At 73.2% G+C, this 16,811-nt stretch carries 14 protein-coding genes and 1 tRNA gene; 8 read left to right on the forward strand and 7 right to left on the reverse strand.

Annotation, left to right across the window (positions count from 1 at the left end; genetic code table 11):
• Positions 1-23: 23 nt before the first annotated feature.
• A complete protein-coding gene (locus ACIQNU_RS01020; RefSeq protein WP_401359377.1) occupies positions 24-1,010 on the reverse strand; it encodes a D-2-hydroxyacid dehydrogenase in 987 nt (328 codons plus the stop codon).
• 283 nt (positions 1,011-1,293) lie between these two features.
• Between ACIQNU_RS01020 and ACIQNU_RS01025 the strand changes: the two genes are divergently transcribed.
• The 6 genes from ACIQNU_RS01025 to ACIQNU_RS01050 all read left to right on the forward strand — a co-directional run bounded on the left by ACIQNU_RS01025 (position 1,294) and on the right by ACIQNU_RS01050 (position 5,091).
• Positions 1,294-2,133: an aspartate/glutamate racemase family protein gene (locus ACIQNU_RS01025; protein ID WP_401359380.1), complete on the forward strand. Its 840-nt coding sequence runs from the start codon at positions 1,294-1,296 to the stop codon at positions 2,131-2,133.
• Between the two features lie 40 nt (positions 2,134-2,173).
• Entirely contained in the window at positions 2,174-2,914 is a 741-nt protein-coding gene (locus ACIQNU_RS01030) for a decarboxylase (protein ID WP_401359382.1), read from the forward strand.
• Positions 2,915-3,088: 174 nt separating this feature from the next.
• On the forward strand, positions 3,089-3,439 hold the full coding sequence (locus tag ACIQNU_RS01035) for a hypothetical protein (RefSeq protein ID WP_401359384.1): 351 nt from the start codon (positions 3,089-3,091) through the stop codon (positions 3,437-3,439).
• Positions 3,440-3,535: 96 nt separating this feature from the next.
• Positions 3,536-4,198, forward strand: coding sequence for a hypothetical protein (locus ACIQNU_RS01040; RefSeq protein ID WP_401359385.1), 663 nt, complete (start codon positions 3,536-3,538; stop codon positions 4,196-4,198).
• A gap of 172 nt (positions 4,199-4,370) precedes the next feature.
• Positions 4,371-5,027, forward strand: coding sequence for a bifunctional DNA primase/polymerase (locus tag ACIQNU_RS01045; protein ID WP_401359388.1), 657 nt, complete (start codon positions 4,371-4,373; stop codon positions 5,025-5,027).
• Positions 5,018-5,091: transfer RNA gene (locus ACIQNU_RS01050), tRNA-Lys, on the forward strand. The genes ACIQNU_RS01045 and ACIQNU_RS01050 overlap by 10 nt, the downstream gene beginning before the upstream one ends.
• Positions 5,092-5,200: 109 nt before the next feature.
• Here the strand turns inward: ACIQNU_RS01050 and ACIQNU_RS01055 are convergent.
• On the reverse strand, positions 5,201-6,676 hold the full coding sequence (locus ACIQNU_RS01055; protein ID WP_401359390.1) for a M6 family metalloprotease domain-containing protein: 1,476 nt from the start codon (positions 6,674-6,676) through the stop codon (positions 5,201-5,203).
• 318 nt (positions 6,677-6,994) lie between these two features.
• Between ACIQNU_RS01055 and ACIQNU_RS01060 the strand changes: the two genes are divergently transcribed.
• Entirely contained in the window at positions 6,995-8,917 is a 1,923-nt protein-coding gene (locus ACIQNU_RS01060; protein ID WP_401359393.1) for a putative bifunctional diguanylate cyclase/phosphodiesterase, read from the forward strand.
• A 124-nt stretch (positions 8,918-9,041) separates the two neighbouring features.
• Here the strand turns inward: ACIQNU_RS01060 and ACIQNU_RS01065 are convergent, their stop codons facing one another.
• From ACIQNU_RS01065 to ACIQNU_RS01085, 5 genes are all read right to left on the reverse strand, one after another.
• Complete coding sequence (locus ACIQNU_RS01065; RefSeq protein ID WP_401359396.1) at positions 9,042-10,145, reverse strand: LLM class flavin-dependent oxidoreductase; 1,104 nt, start codon at positions 10,143-10,145, stop codon at positions 9,042-9,044.
• A 114-nt stretch (positions 10,146-10,259) separates the two neighbouring features.
• On the reverse strand, positions 10,260-11,630 hold the full coding sequence (locus ACIQNU_RS01070) for an AAA domain-containing protein (protein ID WP_401359399.1): 1,371 nt from the start codon (positions 11,628-11,630) through the stop codon (positions 10,260-10,262).
• Positions 11,627-13,243: a hypothetical protein gene (locus tag ACIQNU_RS01075; protein WP_401359402.1), complete on the reverse strand. Its 1,617-nt coding sequence runs from the start codon at positions 13,241-13,243 to the stop codon at positions 11,627-11,629. Before ACIQNU_RS01075 ends, ACIQNU_RS01070 begins: the two co-directional genes overlap by 4 nt.
• Positions 13,234-14,424 carry a hypothetical protein gene (locus ACIQNU_RS01080; RefSeq protein ID WP_401359405.1) on the reverse strand — a complete coding sequence of 397 codons (1,191 nt, stop codon included), beginning with the start codon at positions 14,422-14,424 and terminating at the stop codon, positions 13,234-13,236. The genes ACIQNU_RS01075 and ACIQNU_RS01080 overlap by 10 nt, the downstream gene beginning before the upstream one ends.
• Positions 14,363-15,343 carry a phosphatase PAP2 family protein gene (locus ACIQNU_RS01085; RefSeq protein WP_401359407.1) on the reverse strand — a complete coding sequence of 327 codons (981 nt, stop codon included), beginning with the start codon at positions 15,341-15,343 and terminating at the stop codon, positions 14,363-14,365. Before ACIQNU_RS01085 ends, ACIQNU_RS01080 begins: the two co-directional genes overlap by 62 nt.
• Positions 15,344-15,550: 207 nt before the next feature.
• Between ACIQNU_RS01085 and ACIQNU_RS01090 the strand changes: the two genes are divergently transcribed.
• The gene (locus ACIQNU_RS01090) at positions 15,551-16,156 is read left to right on the forward strand and encodes a histidine phosphatase family protein (RefSeq protein WP_401359409.1); all 606 of its coding nucleotides are present in this window, start codon (positions 15,551-15,553) and stop codon (positions 16,154-16,156) included.
• Positions 16,157-16,811: the final 655 nt, after the last annotated feature.

Consider the following 16,811-nt stretch of genomic DNA (forward strand, 5'->3'; position numbering starts at 1 on the left):
CGGGACCGGATATCGCGACCGGTTCACTGACCGGGGACATACCCACGTTTCTTGTCGACCACGTTCAACAGCGGTTTTCCGGCCACCCACCGCTCGTACTGCTCCACGAACTGGGCGCCCAGCTCGTCCCGCCAGCCGACCGTGTCGCCGCTCATGTGCGGCGAGACGATCAGGCCCGGGGTGCTCCACAGCGGGCTGCCCTGCGGCAGCGGCTCGTGTGTGAAGACGTCCAGGGCGGCGCCCGCGATCCACCGGCGCTCCAGCGCGGCCACCAGGTCGGGTTCGACGACGAGCGGGCCGCGCCCCACGTTGATGAACCGCGCCGACGGCTGCATCATCCCGAAGCGCCGCGCGTCGAACATGCCCCGGGTGTCGTCGGTCAGCGGCGCCGCGCACACCACCCAGTCCGCGCGGGCCGTCAGCCGGTCCAGCTCGGCGGGCCCGTGCACACCGGGGCGCGCGGCGCGGCCCACGACGGCCGTCAGCACCCCGAGCGCCTTCAGCGTCCCGGCGATCGCCTGCCCGATCGGGCCCGAGCCGACCACGCAGGCCCGGCTGCCGGACACCTTCTGCGTCTCGCGGTGCCGCCATTCGCGCCGCTCCTGGAGGGCGAGGGTGCGCGGCAGATCCTTGGCCATGGCGAGGACGAGCCCGCCGACGTACTCGGCGATGGGCCGGTCGAAGATGCCGCGCGCATTGGTGACGACCGTGTCCGACGCGGCCAGTTCCGGGCCGAGCAGATGGTCGACGCCCGCGCTCGCCGTGTGCACCCAGCCGGGGCGCGGCCCGTCACCCGGCCAGGCCAGCCGTACCGCCTCCGAACGGAAGTCCCACACCAACAGCGCATCGGCCTGCGGGAGTCGGTCCGCGAGGCCCGCCTCGCCGGTGTGCACGATCCGGGCCCGCCCGGTCAGCCGCCCGAGCCGGGGCGGCGGATCGGCCGGGTCCGCGTCGAGGACGAGGAGGGTCGGGAGCGGGCGGTCCGGGGGCCGGGGAGCCGGTTCGGACATGGTCGGGAAACCGTTTCGCAATGCGGATCCGCTTCTCTGGTAGTCGTCCGATCAGCCGTCCGATCAGCCGTACGAGCGGTGCCGTCCTGGTTGGCCGAGAGCGCGGATTGACCACGCTGGCACCCGAACCTACCGTCGTCAACACGGGCCTCTCTCCCGACCCGCACCGCCCCGTCCCGACGTCCCGGCCTGTGCCGGCTCTCTGTCCCCGGCCACCGGCGCCCGTACCCTCCGGCACCGCCCTGGCCACGCACGCACGCTCTTACCCACCCTGGGGCCTGCTATGGACGTCTCCTACCTCGGTGGAGGTGGACCTCACCCGCAACGCGGTATCGGTGTGGTCGCCCCCTTCGACTTCGCCCTCGACCGCGAACTGTGGCGCTGGGTGCCCGACGACATCTCGCTGTTCCTCACCCGCACGCCGTACGTGCCCGTCGAGGTCAGCCTCCATCTCGCGCGGCTGGTCAGCGAGCACGAGACCCTCGGCGAGGCGGTCCGCGCGCTGGGCGCCGCCGAACCCGAGGTCATCGCCTACGCCTGCACCTCCGGCAGCTTCGTCGGCGGTATCGCCGGTGAGCGCGCCATGTGTGAGGCCATGACCCGCGCGGGCGCCCTGCCCTCGCTCACCACGTCCGGCGCCCTCCTGGCCGCGCTCGCCGAACTGTCGGCCCACCGGATCGCCCTGGTCACCCCGTACACGACGTCCGTGACCCGGGTCCTGGAGGACTACCTCGCCGAAGCGGGCGTCACCGTCACGGGCCGCGCGAGCCTCGGTCTCACCCGGCACATCTGGAAGGTGCCCTACCGAGACGTCGTGACCATGGCGAGGCATGCTGTAGGTGAGGCCCGGGGCGCGCCCGCGGACGCGCTGTTCATCAGTTGTACGAACCTGCCGACGTACGACGTGATCCCCCAGTTGGAGGCCGAGCTGCGGATGCCGGTGCTCTCGGCGAACCAGGTGACGATGTGGGCAGCCCTGCGCCGACTGGGTACGCGTGCGGTGGGGCCGTATCAGGCGCTGCTCGATCCCGGCGCGCGTCCGGGCGCGGTGCAGCTCGACACGCCTCCCGCACCGGGCGGGGGGACGCCGACCCTGCCCGACGGTCCTCCGCCGCTGCCCTGAGAAGGGTGCGGCCGGGGCACCCACGCGAAGGAGGCTGGACGTGACCGCACTGGGATTCCTGTACCCGGGGCACTCGGCGGAGGACGACTATCCGAGGATCGAGCAACTGCTGGGCAGCGACATCCGGCTGGCCGTGGTCCACACGGACATCGGCGAGGACGCGCACCGGGTCGACGCGCTCCTGGAGATGGGCTCGCCGGACCGGCTCGCCGCCGGGGTCGAGGAGATCCGGCGCTCCGGCGCCGAGGCCCTGGTGTGGGCGTGCACCAGCGGGAGTTTCGTCTACGGCTGGGAGGGCGCGCACGAACAGGTCCGCACCCTCGCCCGTACGGCGGGGCTTCCGGCGTCCAGTACGTCCTTCGCCTTCGCGCACGCGATCCGGGAGCTGGGGGTGCGCAGGGTCGCGATCGGGGCGACCTACCCCGACGACGTGGCGGCCCTCTTCGCATCCTTCCTGAAGGCGGCGGGCGCGGAGGTCGTCGGGGTGCGGGGGAGCGGGATCATCACGGCGGCGGAGGTCGGTACGTGGGGCCGGGCCGAGGTGGTGGCCCTCGCGGAGGCGGCGGACCACCCCGACGCGGAGGCGGTCCTCCTCCCCGACACGGCCCTGCACACGGCGGCCCACCTCCGCGACCTGGAATCCACCGTCGGCAAACCGGTCCTCACGGCCAACCAGGTGACGGTCTGGGAGGCCCTGCGCCTGACGGCCCGCAGGGTGAACGCCCCTGCCCTGGGCACCCTGTTCACCAAGGAACCGGTGATCCAGGTCGCACGGGGGTAGTTTCCCCCGGTGGGCGGGGCGCCACGGTGCTGAACGGGACGCCGGACGGGACGCCGGACGGGACGTGCCCTTCTCCGCCGTGGACCACCCGGTGGCCGCCGTCCCGTGGTCGGTCTTGCGGGGCGAGGGACAATGGGAGACGGCCCACCGGCAGGCGTACGAGGAGGACTCACCATGACGGAGCCCGAGCGGCCCCGTACCGAGCGGCGACCGCGTCCCGCGCCGCTGCTCTTCGAGCCGGCCGAGGCCGCCGCGGACCCGGAGCACTTCTTCGACCTGGAGTCGATCGAGGACCCGCGCCGGTTGCTGGCGCGGGCGACGGAGCTGACGCACGCGTTCCGCGCGGCGACGGACCGCTCGATGGAGTTCCAGGCCATCGCCGCCGCCCAACTCGCCGACCCCCGCCGCTTCGACCGCCTGACGCCCGCCGCCATCGCGGAACAGGCGGACTGGACGGAGGACTACGCGAAGAAGATGGTCGAGTTCGGCCGGGATCTGATCCGGGGGACCGGGGAGGACGCCTGATCGGACCGCGATCAAGGCGGAACCCGCCGTCCCTGTCCGTCGTCTCCTCCGGTGGCGCCTCTCCAGTGAGGTGCGCATGACCAAACGGGGGACGCAGTGAACGCGTATCGCATCGGCCTGGCCATGGGGGCCGTCGCCGTCTGGGCAGGGGCCACGGGGTGCACCATCGGCGGCGAGGACGCCGTGGCGGGGAGCGGGGACCCGTCCCGCGAGGCCATCCGGTGCGACGCCTCCGGGTTCACCTGGGGGGAGCCGAAGCGCGAGGTCGAGCTGACCGGCGTCAGCGACCTGATCCAGTACTCCGGCAAGGGCGAGATGACCGCCGACGTCCGGGGCGGGGAGAGGCATTACACCCCCAACGTCAGCGGTACGTCCGCCCGGCTGAGCGCCGCCCAGGTGATCAAGGCGCTCGGTGCCCACCTCAAGACCGACGAACCGCTCGCCGCGCCCGGTGACGTGGCGAACCCGGACACCATGACCGAGTTCCACTCCTCGGGCGGACACCCGCGCGGGGCCTACTACTCCTGGTCCTCCGTCTCCCTGGTGTCCGCGGACTTCACCCACCCCTGCGCGAGCGGCAAGGGCCGCGTCGTGACCTGGGAGGGCACCGGCACCGGGCTGCTGTCGTGCGCCGACCGGATCACCTGGACGACGGGCGACGAGGAGGACCGGGCGGGTGCGCGGGTCATCCACGAGGCGGCCGTGAAGGTGTGCCCGAAGGGAAGCGCCGCGACCCGTACGCCGGACGCGGGGCCCTGAGCCGCGCGGCCCGCGCCCCTCCACCGGCCCGCGACCCTCGTCGGCCCACACGCCCACAAAAAGATCTCTTGGCATATGCCAGGCGGGCAAGATACTCCCTCCCACCCCCTCCTGTCCCGATTTCTGTCAACTAACAGAAACGAATCGCCTACTCCCGGTAGATCTGGTTGCCATGAGCAGCGACTCCGTACGTCTCGACCTGGGCGACCGCCACGACGTCGCCGGTGTCACCCGCGAGGGTGCCGCCTGGCTCGCCTCCGCAGGAACGTATCCGCGCAGCACGCTCGCTCTCTGGAACGACCGCCCGGCCGCCCCCGTCGTGCTGCCCTGCGGCACCACCTTCGACGTGGTGAGCGCCCCGGCGGTCTTCGGGCGCCGCATGATCGACCGGCTGTGGAACGAGGGGCCCGGCTCCGGGCCCGTCGCGGCGCACCGGGGCCGCATGCTGCTGTTCTGCGCCCCCGGCACCGCCCAGCGGCTCCCGTCGCTCCTGAGCTGGGAGGAGTGGGGCACCGGAACGCCGGAGTCCGGGCGCCGGACCACCATCCCGCCACTCCTCTGCCACGGCACCGGCGACGCCGTCACCGTGCCGCCGCTGACCCCGTCGACGCACCCCGACACCACCGCGCAGGACGGCACCCGAGGGCGCCCGGACTCCCGCTGGCTGGTCGCCCCCGACACCCGCAGACCCTGGCTCCCGGGGCCCGAGATCCTGCTCTGGGCCTGCGTCCGGACGGCCCGCGCGGCGGCCGGATCGGCGGTCCGTATATCGATTTTTCCTGGCCCGGATCAGGATGCTAAGGTCTACGACGTCAGCAGGCGCCGCTAGCTCAGTTGGTTAGAGCAGCTGACTCTTAATCAGCGGGTCCGGGGTTCGAGTCCCTGGCGGCGCACAGACAAACGAGAAGCCCTTCGCGAGAGCGAGGGGCTTCTCGCATGTCCGGGGCGACGGTGGCCGGCGGGAGTCGGCGGGAGTGAACGGTGCGGCCCGTCCCGCTCTCCTCAGCCCGTCGTGATCTTCACCGACCAGTCCCCGTTCTCCGTCCGGTCCTGCGCGTCGACCACGATCCGTACCTTCTCGTCCGGCACCGTGAAGCTCTCGCCCGCGCGCACCGGGGCGTCCGCGAGCGCCGGGTAGACCGACTGGCCCCAGCACGCCTCGGAGCCCGGATGCGCGTCGATCACCTCCACCGGGCCCGCGCCCGACGCGGTCTCGCTGCGCACCCGGTAGATCAGCAGCCCCTCCGTGCAGGTCGCCGCGTCGTTGCCGACCGCGCCGCGGGCCTCGATGGCGATGGCGCTGGTGCGGCCCGTGCGGACCACGGCTAGCTTGGTGCCGCTCCCCGCACCGAACCGTCCCGTCGCGCCGACCCCGCCGGCCGCCCCGCCGACCACCGGGTCGGCGGCCTTGCCGTCCACGGCGGCCCGGCCCTCCGGCCCCCTCTGCTCCGCACCCGTCCCGCCCGGACCCGGCGCCACCCCCGTCGCCGTACCACCCGGCCCCGCCGACAGCGGCTCCATCGTCAGCCGCGTACTGCCACGGCCCTGGACGCACACCACCTGGCGCGGCTCCAGCCAGCCCAGCTTCCACTTGTGCCAGGCGAAGAAGTCGGGCGCCAGGCCGAACTGGCTGCCCATGACGTCCCAGTCGCCGACGTACGTGTCCCAGTCGCCCTTGCCGTCGGTGGGCCGGTGGTAGAGGTCCGGCAGGTCGAAGACGTGCCCTGTCTCGTGCGCGAGGACGTTGCGGTCCGGTGGGTGCCGCTCGAAGACCGTGACGATACGGCGGATGCTCGTGCCGTCCGCCTCCATCGGCCGGTCGAAGTTGACGACCTTCGTGGCGTCCGAGTCGACGCCCGGCGCGTCCGGGTCGGCGACGAAGTACACGACGTCGAACTTGCGGAAGTCCACCTCAGGATCGGCCGCCGCGACCGCGTCCCGCAGATACGCGGAGCGGTGCGCGGGGTCCCAGTCGCGCCGTATGGCGTAGGCGGTGGAAGGTTTCGGCATCCGGATCCACTCCCGCTGCGGATGCGGCTGGAGCGTGAACTTGCCGTAGGACGCCTGTTCGTAGAAGCGGCTGGTCGCCGGGAAGTAGTCGGCCGTCAGCTCGGCGGGCGTGGTCAGCGGGCGGGCGTCCGGGAAGGACAGGAAGACCATCACCGCGTTCAGGGTGCGGGCCGGGCGCGGATAGGCGGCGTTCCAGGTGTCGAGGCCCTCCGAGTGATGGGCGGCGGAACGTTCCAGCGCGCAGGGCCCCGCGAAGGGCTGGGCGACCGCCGGGCCCGCGACCAGAGAGGTCGCGGCGAGCGCGGTCAGCGAGGTGAAGGCCGCTGCCGTGCTGCGCAGCCGGGACCGGTCGCGTACCCGGCCGCCGGAACCGCCGGGGCCTTCGGGTCTTTCGGGACCTCCAAGAGTTGCCGCCGTGGGTGAATGCTGACGCGGCACGGCGACCTCCGGGTGCGGATGACGGGACACCGCACCCAGACTGTTCTTACTTGTCCCACTTCGCCCTGTTTGACTGACCCGCCCGGGTGAGGGTTCGACACTCCGGGTGCTCACGGACCGTCACCAACGGTCGTCGGCGGAGGAATCCCGTCCAGACCCGAGCAGAAACGATCTGTCAAAGTCGCCCGCAACGGGGTATCACCGGAATGTGGCTGGATAGCCCGGGAGCGCTGCCTCTATGATCGGCAGACTTTCCTGCGCGAATCCGGCCGGAGCGGCTCGTTCTACCGCCCGGCCCGCCACCCGACCGAGACCTTTACGAGCACGACTGCACTGCGGGAGCGAGCGGTGAGCGGAACGTCCGAAGGACCGGCCCCCGCGGCACACCTCGTCCACCTACCCGTCACGGAGAGTCGTCCACGGAAGACCGGCGGGGAGGCCCGCGCCCACGACCTCGGCGCGGAACCGCATCTGCACGACCTCGACGCCCGTGCCCGCCCCCGCCACGCGGGCCCGGACGCCGGATCCCCCCTCTACCGCGCCGCGTTCGCCGCCGCGCCCCTCGCGCTCGCCGCCGTCGGCCACGACGGCACGGTCCTCGCGGCGAACGACGCGTTCGTGACGCTGTTCGGCGGGGCGGCCCCGCACGAGGGCGACGGCGCCGCTCCGGTGGGCCGGGTCGCCGCCGACCTCGTGGACCTGGCGTCCGACGGCCGCACCTGGCACGCGTACCGGGAAGTGCTGCGCGGGCGCCAGGCGCGGCTGCGCTGCACCCGGCGGCTCAAGCACCCCCAGGGGCACTCGATGTGGGCGCAGATCACCGTGTCGCCGCTGCACGCCGGCGACGGGCGGGGCGCGGCGCTGCTCTCGGTGTCCGACATCAGCGCCCGCCGTGAACTCCAGGCGCGGCTGCGGCATCTCCAGATGCACGACCCGGTGACCCGGCTGCCGAACCGGACCCTGTTCTTCGAACGGCTGACGGCCGCGCTGGAGGCAAGTTCGTACGAGGACGCCGGGACCGGGCGGATCGGCCTGTGCTATCTGGACCTGGACGGGTTCAAGGCGGTCAACGACACGCTCGGGCACCGCGTCGGCGACCGGCTGCTCGCGGCGGTCGCGGACCGGCTGACGCACTGCGCGGAGGAGGCCGGTTTCGCGCGGGCTTCGAGCCCGCTGGTGGCGCGGCTCGGCGGCGACGAGTTCGCACTCCTGGTCGAGGACTCGACGGGTACGGAGCAACTGGCGGACCTCGCGGAAACGGTGCTGCGGACCCTTCAGGAGCCGTTCGACCTGTCCGGGCAGCGGCTCTCGCTGTCCGCGTCGATCGGGGTCGTCGAGCGGCGCGCGGCCGGCACCACGGCGACCGGGCTGATGCAGGCCGCCGACACGACGCTGTACTGGGCGAAGGCCGACGGCAAGGCGCGCTGGACGCTGTTCGACCCCGAGCGCAACGCCCACCGGATGACCCGCCAGGCGCTCTCCTCGTCCCTGCGCCCCGCCGTGGAGCGCGGCGAGTTCGTCCTCGAATACCAGCCGCTCGTGGGCCTGGACGACGGCGGTGTGCACGGGGTCGAGGCGCTGGTGCGGTGGCGGCATCCGCAGTTCGGCACGCTGACGCCGAATCGGTTCATCGGACTCGCCGAGGAGGACGGATCGATCGTGCAGCTGGGCCGGTGGGTGCTGCGGACCGCGTGCCGCCAGGCCCGGCGGTGGCAGCTCGACCACCCGGACGCCGAACCGGTGTACGTGAGCGTCAATGTGGCGGTGCGTCAGGTGTGGGACTCGGATCTGGTCGCGGATGTCGCGGCGATCCTGGCGGAGACCGGGCTTCCGCCACGGCTGCTGCAACTGGAGCTGACCGAGTCGGCGGTGATGGGCTCGGCGGGCCGCCCCCTCCAGGCCCTCCAGGCGCTCAGCGACATGGGCGTCCGGATCGCCATCGACGACTTCGGCACCGGCTACTCCAACCTCGCCTACCTCAGCCGCCTCCCGGTCTCCGTCCTGAAGCTGGACGGCTCCTTCGTCCGGGGGTTCCGCTACGACGACGGCGCGCACCCCAACCCCGCCGACGAGGTCATCGTCGAGGCCTTGGTCCAGCTCGCCCACCGCCTGGGCCTCACGGTCACCGCCGAATGCGTGGAAACGGCCGGCCAGGCGTCCCGCCTCCGCCGCATCGGCTGCGACACGGGCCAGGGCTGGCTCTACTCCCGCCCCGTCCCTCCGGAACGCATCACGTCCCTGCTGACGTCACGGGTGTGCCCGCAGGTGTGAGGCCAAGGGCGGCACGCAACGGCCAGTCCGTAGAGGCGTACGCGTGCACGGTCAGGGGTTCCCACCTGGATGCCGCCCGGAGGGCGTGCGTCCCTGATTCCGGTCCGGTGCTCCCTCGCCCCCCTCAGAGGCGCGGCAAATCGTAAGCGTCCGCGATGAGTTCGTACGAGCGGTGGCGGATCTCGCCCGTGTGGGCGTTGGCCGTGAGCATCAGTTCGTCGGCGCCCGTGCGCTTCTGGAGGTCGTCCAGGCCGGCGCGGACCTGGTCGGGGGTGCCGTGGATGACGTTTGCGTTCCAGGAGTCGATGAAGTCCCGCTCCATCGGGCTGAACTCGTACGCCTCCGCCTCCTCCGGGGTCGGCACCAGGCCGGGGCGGCCGGTCCGCAGGCGGACCATGTTCAGGGCCGCTGCCAGCACCTGGCGCCGGGCCTCGCGCTCGTCGTCGGTCGCCAGGGCCGAGACGCCGATCAGGGCGTACGGGGCGTCCAGGACCGCGGACGGGCGGAACGTCTCGCGGTACAGGTCGAGCGCCGGGATCGTGTTCTGCGCCGAGAAGTGGTGCGCGAAGGCGAACGGCAGACCGAGCATGCCGGCGAGCCGGGCGCTGAAGCCGGACGAGCCGAGCAGCCAGATCGGCGGCCGGTGCGGCGACTGCGTCCCGCCGGGTGACGTGGCCTGGACCGGGCCGGGGACGGCGTGGATACGGGCGTACGGGTGGCCGTCCGGGAAGTCGTCGTCCAGGAAACGGGTCAGCTCGGCCAACTGCTGGGGGAAATCGTCCGCGCCCTCGTTCAGGCGTTCGGTGCGGCGCAGGGCCGCCGCGGTCGCCCCGTCGGTGCCGGGGGCGCGGCCCAGGCCGAGGTCGATACGGCCCGGGGCCAGCGCCTCCAGCGTGCCGAACTGCTCCGCGATCACCAGCGGGGCGTGGTTGGGGAGCATGACTCCGCCCGAGCCCAGCCGGATGGTGGTCGTGTGGGCCGTCAGACGGGCGAGGATGACCGCCGGTGAGGTCGAGGCGACGCCCGGCATGGAGTGGTGCTCCGCCACCCAGTAGCGGTGGTAGCCACGCTTCTCGGCGTCGGTGGCGATCCTGACGCTGGTGCGGAGGGCTTCCGTGGCGGTCGTCCCGGCGCCCACCGTCGCGAGGTCCAGGACCGAGAGGGGGACCGGGGCGGTGCCCTTCGGGGTGCCTCGGATGTCGTCTTCCGGCGGGGGGTTCGTCGCCACGGGGGCCTCCTGATCGGGGGTACGGTACTCCAGCCCTACGTAACAGGAGGTGGGCTCCGTTTTATTCCCCGGCGGACCGGAATCCCGGCATCGCGCCGCCCACCGCCCCCCACGTCACGGCCTCCACCCCACCCGGTGTTCCGACAGATGCGACAGCACCGCGTGATTCGCCTCCCAGCCGTCCGGGAATTTCAGGGTGACACCGAGTTGGACCGGGTCCGTGGACGGGTGGTCGTCCAGGAGGTCCGGGATGCCGGCGCGGCTCACCACCACGCAGGCGTGCCGGTGGCGCGAGGCCAGGACGCAGAGGCGGCCGGTCTCCAGATGGAAGGCCGTGGCGTCCGGGCGGCCGGACAGGGGGTGCAGGACCACCGTCACGTCGTACTCCCTGCCCTGGAGCCGGTTCGCCGTGTCGACCGTGACATCCGTGACGCCCAGCTCGGCGAGCGCGGCCCGTACCGCAGCCGCTTGGTCGCGGTGGGCCGTGCCGACCGCGATCCGGTCCGCCGTGAGCGGCGCCGGATCGGGGCCGCGCTCCGAGACGGTGACCCCGCCCCGGTCGAGCAGTCTGCGGACCACCCGGGCCACCGCCCGTACCGCCTCGGGGTCCGTGCGCGGAGTGTGCCGGGCGGGCAGTTCGAGCAGGCCCCAGCCCGAAGCCGCCGCCTCGTCGATGACCCGGTCGGGCCCCGAACCGTCCGACGCGACCCCGAAGGTCAGCGTCCGGTCCCCGTGCCCCGTACCGCTGCGGAACGGCGTGTACGGGTAGAAGGCGTCCGAGACGAGGGGCGCGGCCGACGCGGGCAGCCGCCAGGACACCGGCAGCCGGTGCTGCGGCAGTTCGGGGTTGTGCGCGAGCAGCGTGGACACGGCGCTCGCCGACGGGTCGTACGACAGCCCCGCCCACTGGTCCGCACCGACGATCGCGAACGGGTCCAACTGCCCCGGGTCGCCCACGAACAGCGCCCGCTCGAACAGCCCCGCCACGGCGAGGAGCCCGTCCGAGCGCATCTGGTACGCCTCGTCCACGATCGCGTGGAGCCACGGCTCGACGTCCTTCACATGCGCCCACTTCGCGGACGTGGAGATGACGACGTCCAGGCCCGCCAGATCCCCGGCCTTCGTGGATTTCCGTACCTGCGGAAGTCCGTCGAGCGCCTTGTCGTACGCGTCCGGGTCGCTGCTGTGCAGCCGGCCCACCGGCAGGTCGGGCGCCTTCTCGGCGAGCCGCAGGACCAGGTCGTCCACCTGCGCGTTGGTCTGCGCGACCACCATCAACGGGCGTCCCGCCGCCGCCAGTTCGAGCGCGGCCCGCACCACCAGGGTCGACTTCCCGGCGCCGGGCGGCGAGTCCACCACGACGCCCCGGGCCCCGCCGTGCAGCGTGTCGTGCAGGATCGCGTCGGTGGCGCGGGTCGCGGCCGTGCCCGGGTCGTGGTCCGGGTGGGACCCGCCCGGCTCGGGCGACACGTCCGTCGGTGTCACAGGACGTCCTCTCCGGTCACCGGGTCGGGCGCCTCGGCCCGCTCACCCGGGGGACCCCCATGGGTCCACGGTGTCTCCTCGGGCTCCGGCAGCTTGGGGCCCCCGCGCTGGTCGTGCTCGAACAGCGTCCAGCACACCCGGTCGCCCTTCTCCGGCACGGAACCCGCCTCGGGCTCCTTGCCCCGGCCCATCTTGTCCAGAATCCGCAGGACGACCTCGCCACCGCCACCGCCGCCGCCGCCCTCGCCGGACGATTCGCCGTACGCCACGAACTCCGCCGCCTGCGGCTTCCCGCCCAGCGTGCGGTACACCTTCGTGCGGGCGCCGAGGTGCGGCCGGTCGTCCGTGCGGACCGTGACCAGGGGGCGCGGGCTCGGCCGTTTGCCCTCGCTGTACGCCATCACCGACTCGACGACCTCGCCCGCGAACGCCTCCCCGGCCAGCCGCCGTCCCGCCATCACCAGCGGGTCGTCCAGGGACTCCTGGGCGTCGAGACGGGCCTGTTCCCGCTCGCGCGCGGACAGTTTGTTCGCCGCGGTCACCGCGTCGTCGCGGCGCGGCTGCGGCGGCTCACCCGCGAGGACCCGGTCGCGGTGACCCGTGAAGGACCAGCGGTCCCGCGTCCACCGGTCCGCCACGTGCGCGCCCTCCGGCAGCGTGAACAGCAGGTCGAGGCCGCGCCACACCGCGTCCCAGGTGGGCCGGGTGCGGCTCTCGATCAGCGCGCGGATCGCGTGCTCGGCCTCGGTGACCTCGCCGATCCTGTCGTCCGCCTCGATGCCGTCCTCGGCCGCCGCGAACGCGATCCGCGCCCGGTCGTACCGCTCGATGGCCGGGGCGAGCAGCCGGTTGTCGAACGCCGGGTCCGTCGCCGGTCCGGCCGGCGGACAGAGCAACTGCCCGTCCTTGTCCCGCGCCAGCTCCGCCCGCAGCGCCGCCTCCGCGCCCGAAGTGCCCTCGGGCGCCTCCAGCCAGGCGAGCAGCGCGCCCAGATGCTGGTCCTCCAGACCGGACTGGCCGGTCGCCCAGTGCCGGGACAGCAGCTCGGTCATCGCGAGCAGCAGCGAGGAGCCCGGCACCCGGGAGCGCTCCCCGAAGTGCGTCAGCCAGCGGCCGAGCAGCGGCACGCGCGGGGGCGCGGGATACGGCGTCTCCGGGTCCTGCTCGGCGGTGCGGCGGAAACGCATCGAGCGGCCCAGGAGCCGGACGAAGTCGACGCCCGCACGGCTCGGCACGATCAACTGGGGCGCGTCCGCGCACAGTTCGACCTCGACCTTGACGCGCTTGCCGGTCTCCGGGTCGGCCTCGGTCCGCTCGGCGGCCTCCACGGAGTCGGCGTACGCCTCGATGTACGGGAGGACCGAGCCCGCGAGGTCCGCGAGGAACGCGAAGCGTAGGTCGCGGTCGCGGGGCTGGGGGACGAACAGGACGCGCGGCGCGGTCCGCTCCGTCCCGACCAGGGCGCCGAGCGGGGCGCCCGCCTCGCCCGCGGTGGTGAGCGGTACCAGGACGAGCGGGCGCTCGGAGAGGTGCCGGTGGCGGACGGTGGCCGTCCGCTGCGCCCGCCCCGACTGCACGGCCTCCAGGCGCGCGAGATGCTGGATCAGTGACACAGGGCAGCCGTCCCCACTGATCCGAGGGCCTCGGCGCGCAGGCTCGCGGCCCGCCGCAGCGCCACCACCGTCGGGTCGTCGGGGTCGCCCGTCTCGCCGTGGGCCGCCGACAGGACCGCGTCGACCGTGGTGAGACCGCCCAGCTCGCCCCGGACCGCACGGCCCAGCGCGGTCACCGCACCGGCGTCACGCGCGCGGGAGCGGCAGTGGAAGGCCAGCTCACAGGCGGACAGACACTCCGGGGCATACGTCGCCGGGACCGACTCGACCGCCGTGCGCAGCTCGTCCCGAGGCTGCTCGACGGCGAACGTCGTCCCTTCCGGCAGCGCGTCCGCGATGTCCTCGATCCGGGTCAGCCGGGTCAACTGGCGGCGGGTCACGGACAGTTGCTTGCGGATGTCCACGGCGGCGCCCGTCGGCAGGTTCGAGAAGTCCTTCGGGCAGACCAGCAGCGCCCGGTGCCCGACCCTGGTGTGGCCGACCCGGGCCTGCCCGACCCCGGCCGAGGGTTCCATCCGCGCGGCGACCTCCTCCAGCGCCAGCACGTACACCGCCGCCTGCCGGGCCGCCGCGCCCACCTTCGCGGGCTCGGCGGAGCCGTCGATCATCGGGAACGACTTGATCTCCACGACCGTCCACCGCCCGTCGGGGTGCACGATCACCGCGTCCGGCTCCAGGAACGCGGGCGTGCCCGCCACGTCCAGCGCCAGCATCGGATGGTCGAGCAGCGTCCACACCCCGTCGCCCGCCGCTTCCGACGCCTCCCGCAGCGCCAGCGCCGTACGCGCCGCGCGGCCCTCGGGACCGGCGGCGGTGAGATCCGGAACGCGGGCCTCACCCGCCACGGGCGCCGACGCGCCCCGGTCGAGCCGCTCGTGCGCGAGGCGCAGCAGCTCCGCGCCGCCGTCGCTCTTGACCCGCGCCTCGAACGCGTTGCCCCGCACGAACGCGAACTGCGACTGACCGAAACCGGACGGCACACCGAGCGCGTCCGCGAGCACCGCCTTGTTCACGCCCGCGCCGTCGAGGAGCGCGCGCCGGCTGCACCCCGGGTTCGCGGCCAGCGCGGCCAGCGACCGGGCGTCGAGAGCCTGCGGCGGTACGGAGGGTCCGCGCAGCTCAGCGAGCCGGTGCCGGAGCGCCGTCGTCGGCGTCGGCCGGGGTGGTACTCGGCTCGTCATGCTGCTTGCGCTGTCGGGGGATTCGCTCACCCGTCGAAGTCTGGCACCCGGCACCGACAATCGGGGAACTCCTGCCCGCCCCGGCCACCGGAGCCTCTTCCGCCCGCCCCGCCACCGGCGCGAACCGGTCACGCCCGAACGCCCGCTCCCGCACCCACGCGCCGACCGCGTCCGCGACCCGCAGCACCGGACGGACCAGCAGGAAACCGGCGCCCATGACGACCGCCCCGGCGACCGCGTCGAGGAAGTAGTGGTTCGCGGTACCCATCACGACGACCGTGGTGAGCAGCGGGTACGCGACGGCGGCGGCCTTCGCGGTACGGGTGCGGCCGTGCCGCCACAGCATCACCCCGCACCACAGCGCCCACCCGACGTGCAGGCTCGGCATCGCCGCGTACTGGTTGGTCATGCCGCCCAGCCCCCGCGGCGCGCTCGCGTCGCCGCCCCACCAGCCGTACGCGCTGTACTGGGCCATCGTGTCGACGAAACCGTGCCCGGGTTCGAGCAGCCGAGGCGGGCAGGTCGGAAGCAGCGTGAAGCCGATCAGACCGATGAACGTCGACACCAGGAGCCAGGTCCTGGCCGCCCGGTAGTGCACGGCGCGGGAGCGGAACAGCCAGATCAGGAGGGCGGGGGTGACGAGGTAGTGCAGTGAGGCGTACCAGAAGTCGGCGGGGACGCCGAGCCAGGCGTGGGCCGTGAAGAGACGGTTCAGCGGGTGTTCCGCGTTGAGGTACAGCCACTTCTCCACGCGCAGGATCGCCAGACCGTGGTCGACGGCCGTGGACACGTCCCCGCGCGCGAGGAGACGGCCCGCCGAGTAGGCCCCGTACACCAGCAGGATCAGAGGCAGCTCGGTCCACCAGCGGAGCCGGTGCCTCCGCGCCGCGCCGGTGTCCGGCGCGTCGTTCTGCGGCATCCGATGATCTCCTTCCCCCGCACGTCGGCCCAAGGCCGATCGCCCACTTTACGGCGTATGTGAACGCCGTAAGGGGGCGCCCCCGGTGTTCGAAGACGCAGAGATCGCCCGGTGGGTTGCGTGTGCGAGGGGTGCGCGATGATGGAGGAAGCGGGCGGTTTCATTCCGGAACAGACGGCTCGCACCCCCTCCCCGGAAAGGCGCTCCATGGCACCGCGCATCCTGTTGGCCCGGCACGGACAGACGCAGTGGTCGCTGTCCGGCAAGCACACGGGCAGGACCGATGTGCCGCTCCTGGAGGAGGGCAGGCAGGGCGCCAAGCTCCTCGGCGAACGCCTGCACCGGCCGCCCTACGACGGCCTGCCCGGCGTCGAGGTCCGCACCAGCCCGCTCTCCCGCGCGCGGGAGACCTGCGAACTGGCCGGCTTCGGCGACCGCGCCACCCCCTGGGACACGCTCATGGAGTGGGACTACGGCGCGTACGAGGGCATGACACCCGACGAGATCCAGGCCGTCCGCCCCGGCTGGCTGATCTGGCGGGACGGGGTGCCCGACGGCGAGACCCTGGAACAGATGACCACGCGCGCGGACGAGGTCGTCGCCTGGGCACGCTCGGCCGACCGAGACGTCCTGATCTTCGCCCACGGCCACATGCTCCGCTCGATAGGCGCCCGCTGGCTAGACCTGCCCCTGACCTTCGCAGCCAGAATCCGCCTCAACCCGACGTCCCTGTCGATACTGGGCTGGGCATACGGCGCCCCAGCAATAGAAACCTGGAACGACACGGGCCACCAGGTCGCTCCGGGGGTTTAGGGGGGGAGGGGGGGGGAGGGGCGCGCGGGTGGATGGCGGCCCCCTCCAGGACCCGCCCGCCCGGCTCGCTCCTGCTTGGCTTCGCCGGGGTCATTCCTTTCCGCCGCAGCGGTGCTGCGCCCCGGCGGCGCGGCCGGCGGTGCCGAATCTCTCGTACCCCCCGACCGGGCGGGGTCGTTTCTGCTCGACTTCGTCCCGCCGGTCATTCCTTTCCGCCGCAGCGGTGCTCAGCCCCGGTGGCGCAGTCCGGCGGTGCCGAACCGCTCGCACCCCCCGACCCGGCAGGGTCGTTTTTGCTTGGCTTCGACCCGCCAGGGTCACTCTTTCCGCCGCAGTGATGCTGAGCCGGGTCGGTGCTGCCCGGCGGTGCCGAACCGCTCGCAGCCTCCCGGACCTGCCCGACCCGCCAGGGTCACTCTTTTCCGCCGCAGCCGCGCTGAGCCCCGAGGGCGCGGTCCGGCGGTGCCGAACCGCTCGCACCCCCCCTGACCCGGCAGGGTCGTTTTTGCTTGGCTTCGACCCGCCAGGGTCACTCTTTTCGCCGCAGTGATGCTGAGCCCGGTCGGTGCTGCCCGGCGGTGCCGAACCGCTCGCAGCCTCCCGGACCTGCCCGACCCGCCAGGGTCACTCTTTTCCGCCGCAGCCGCGCTGAGCC

It is taken from the genome of Streptomyces sp. NPDC091292 (genome assembly GCF_044757265.1).
Taxonomy (GTDB): Bacteria; Actinomycetota; Actinomycetes; order Streptomycetales; family Streptomycetaceae; genus Streptomyces.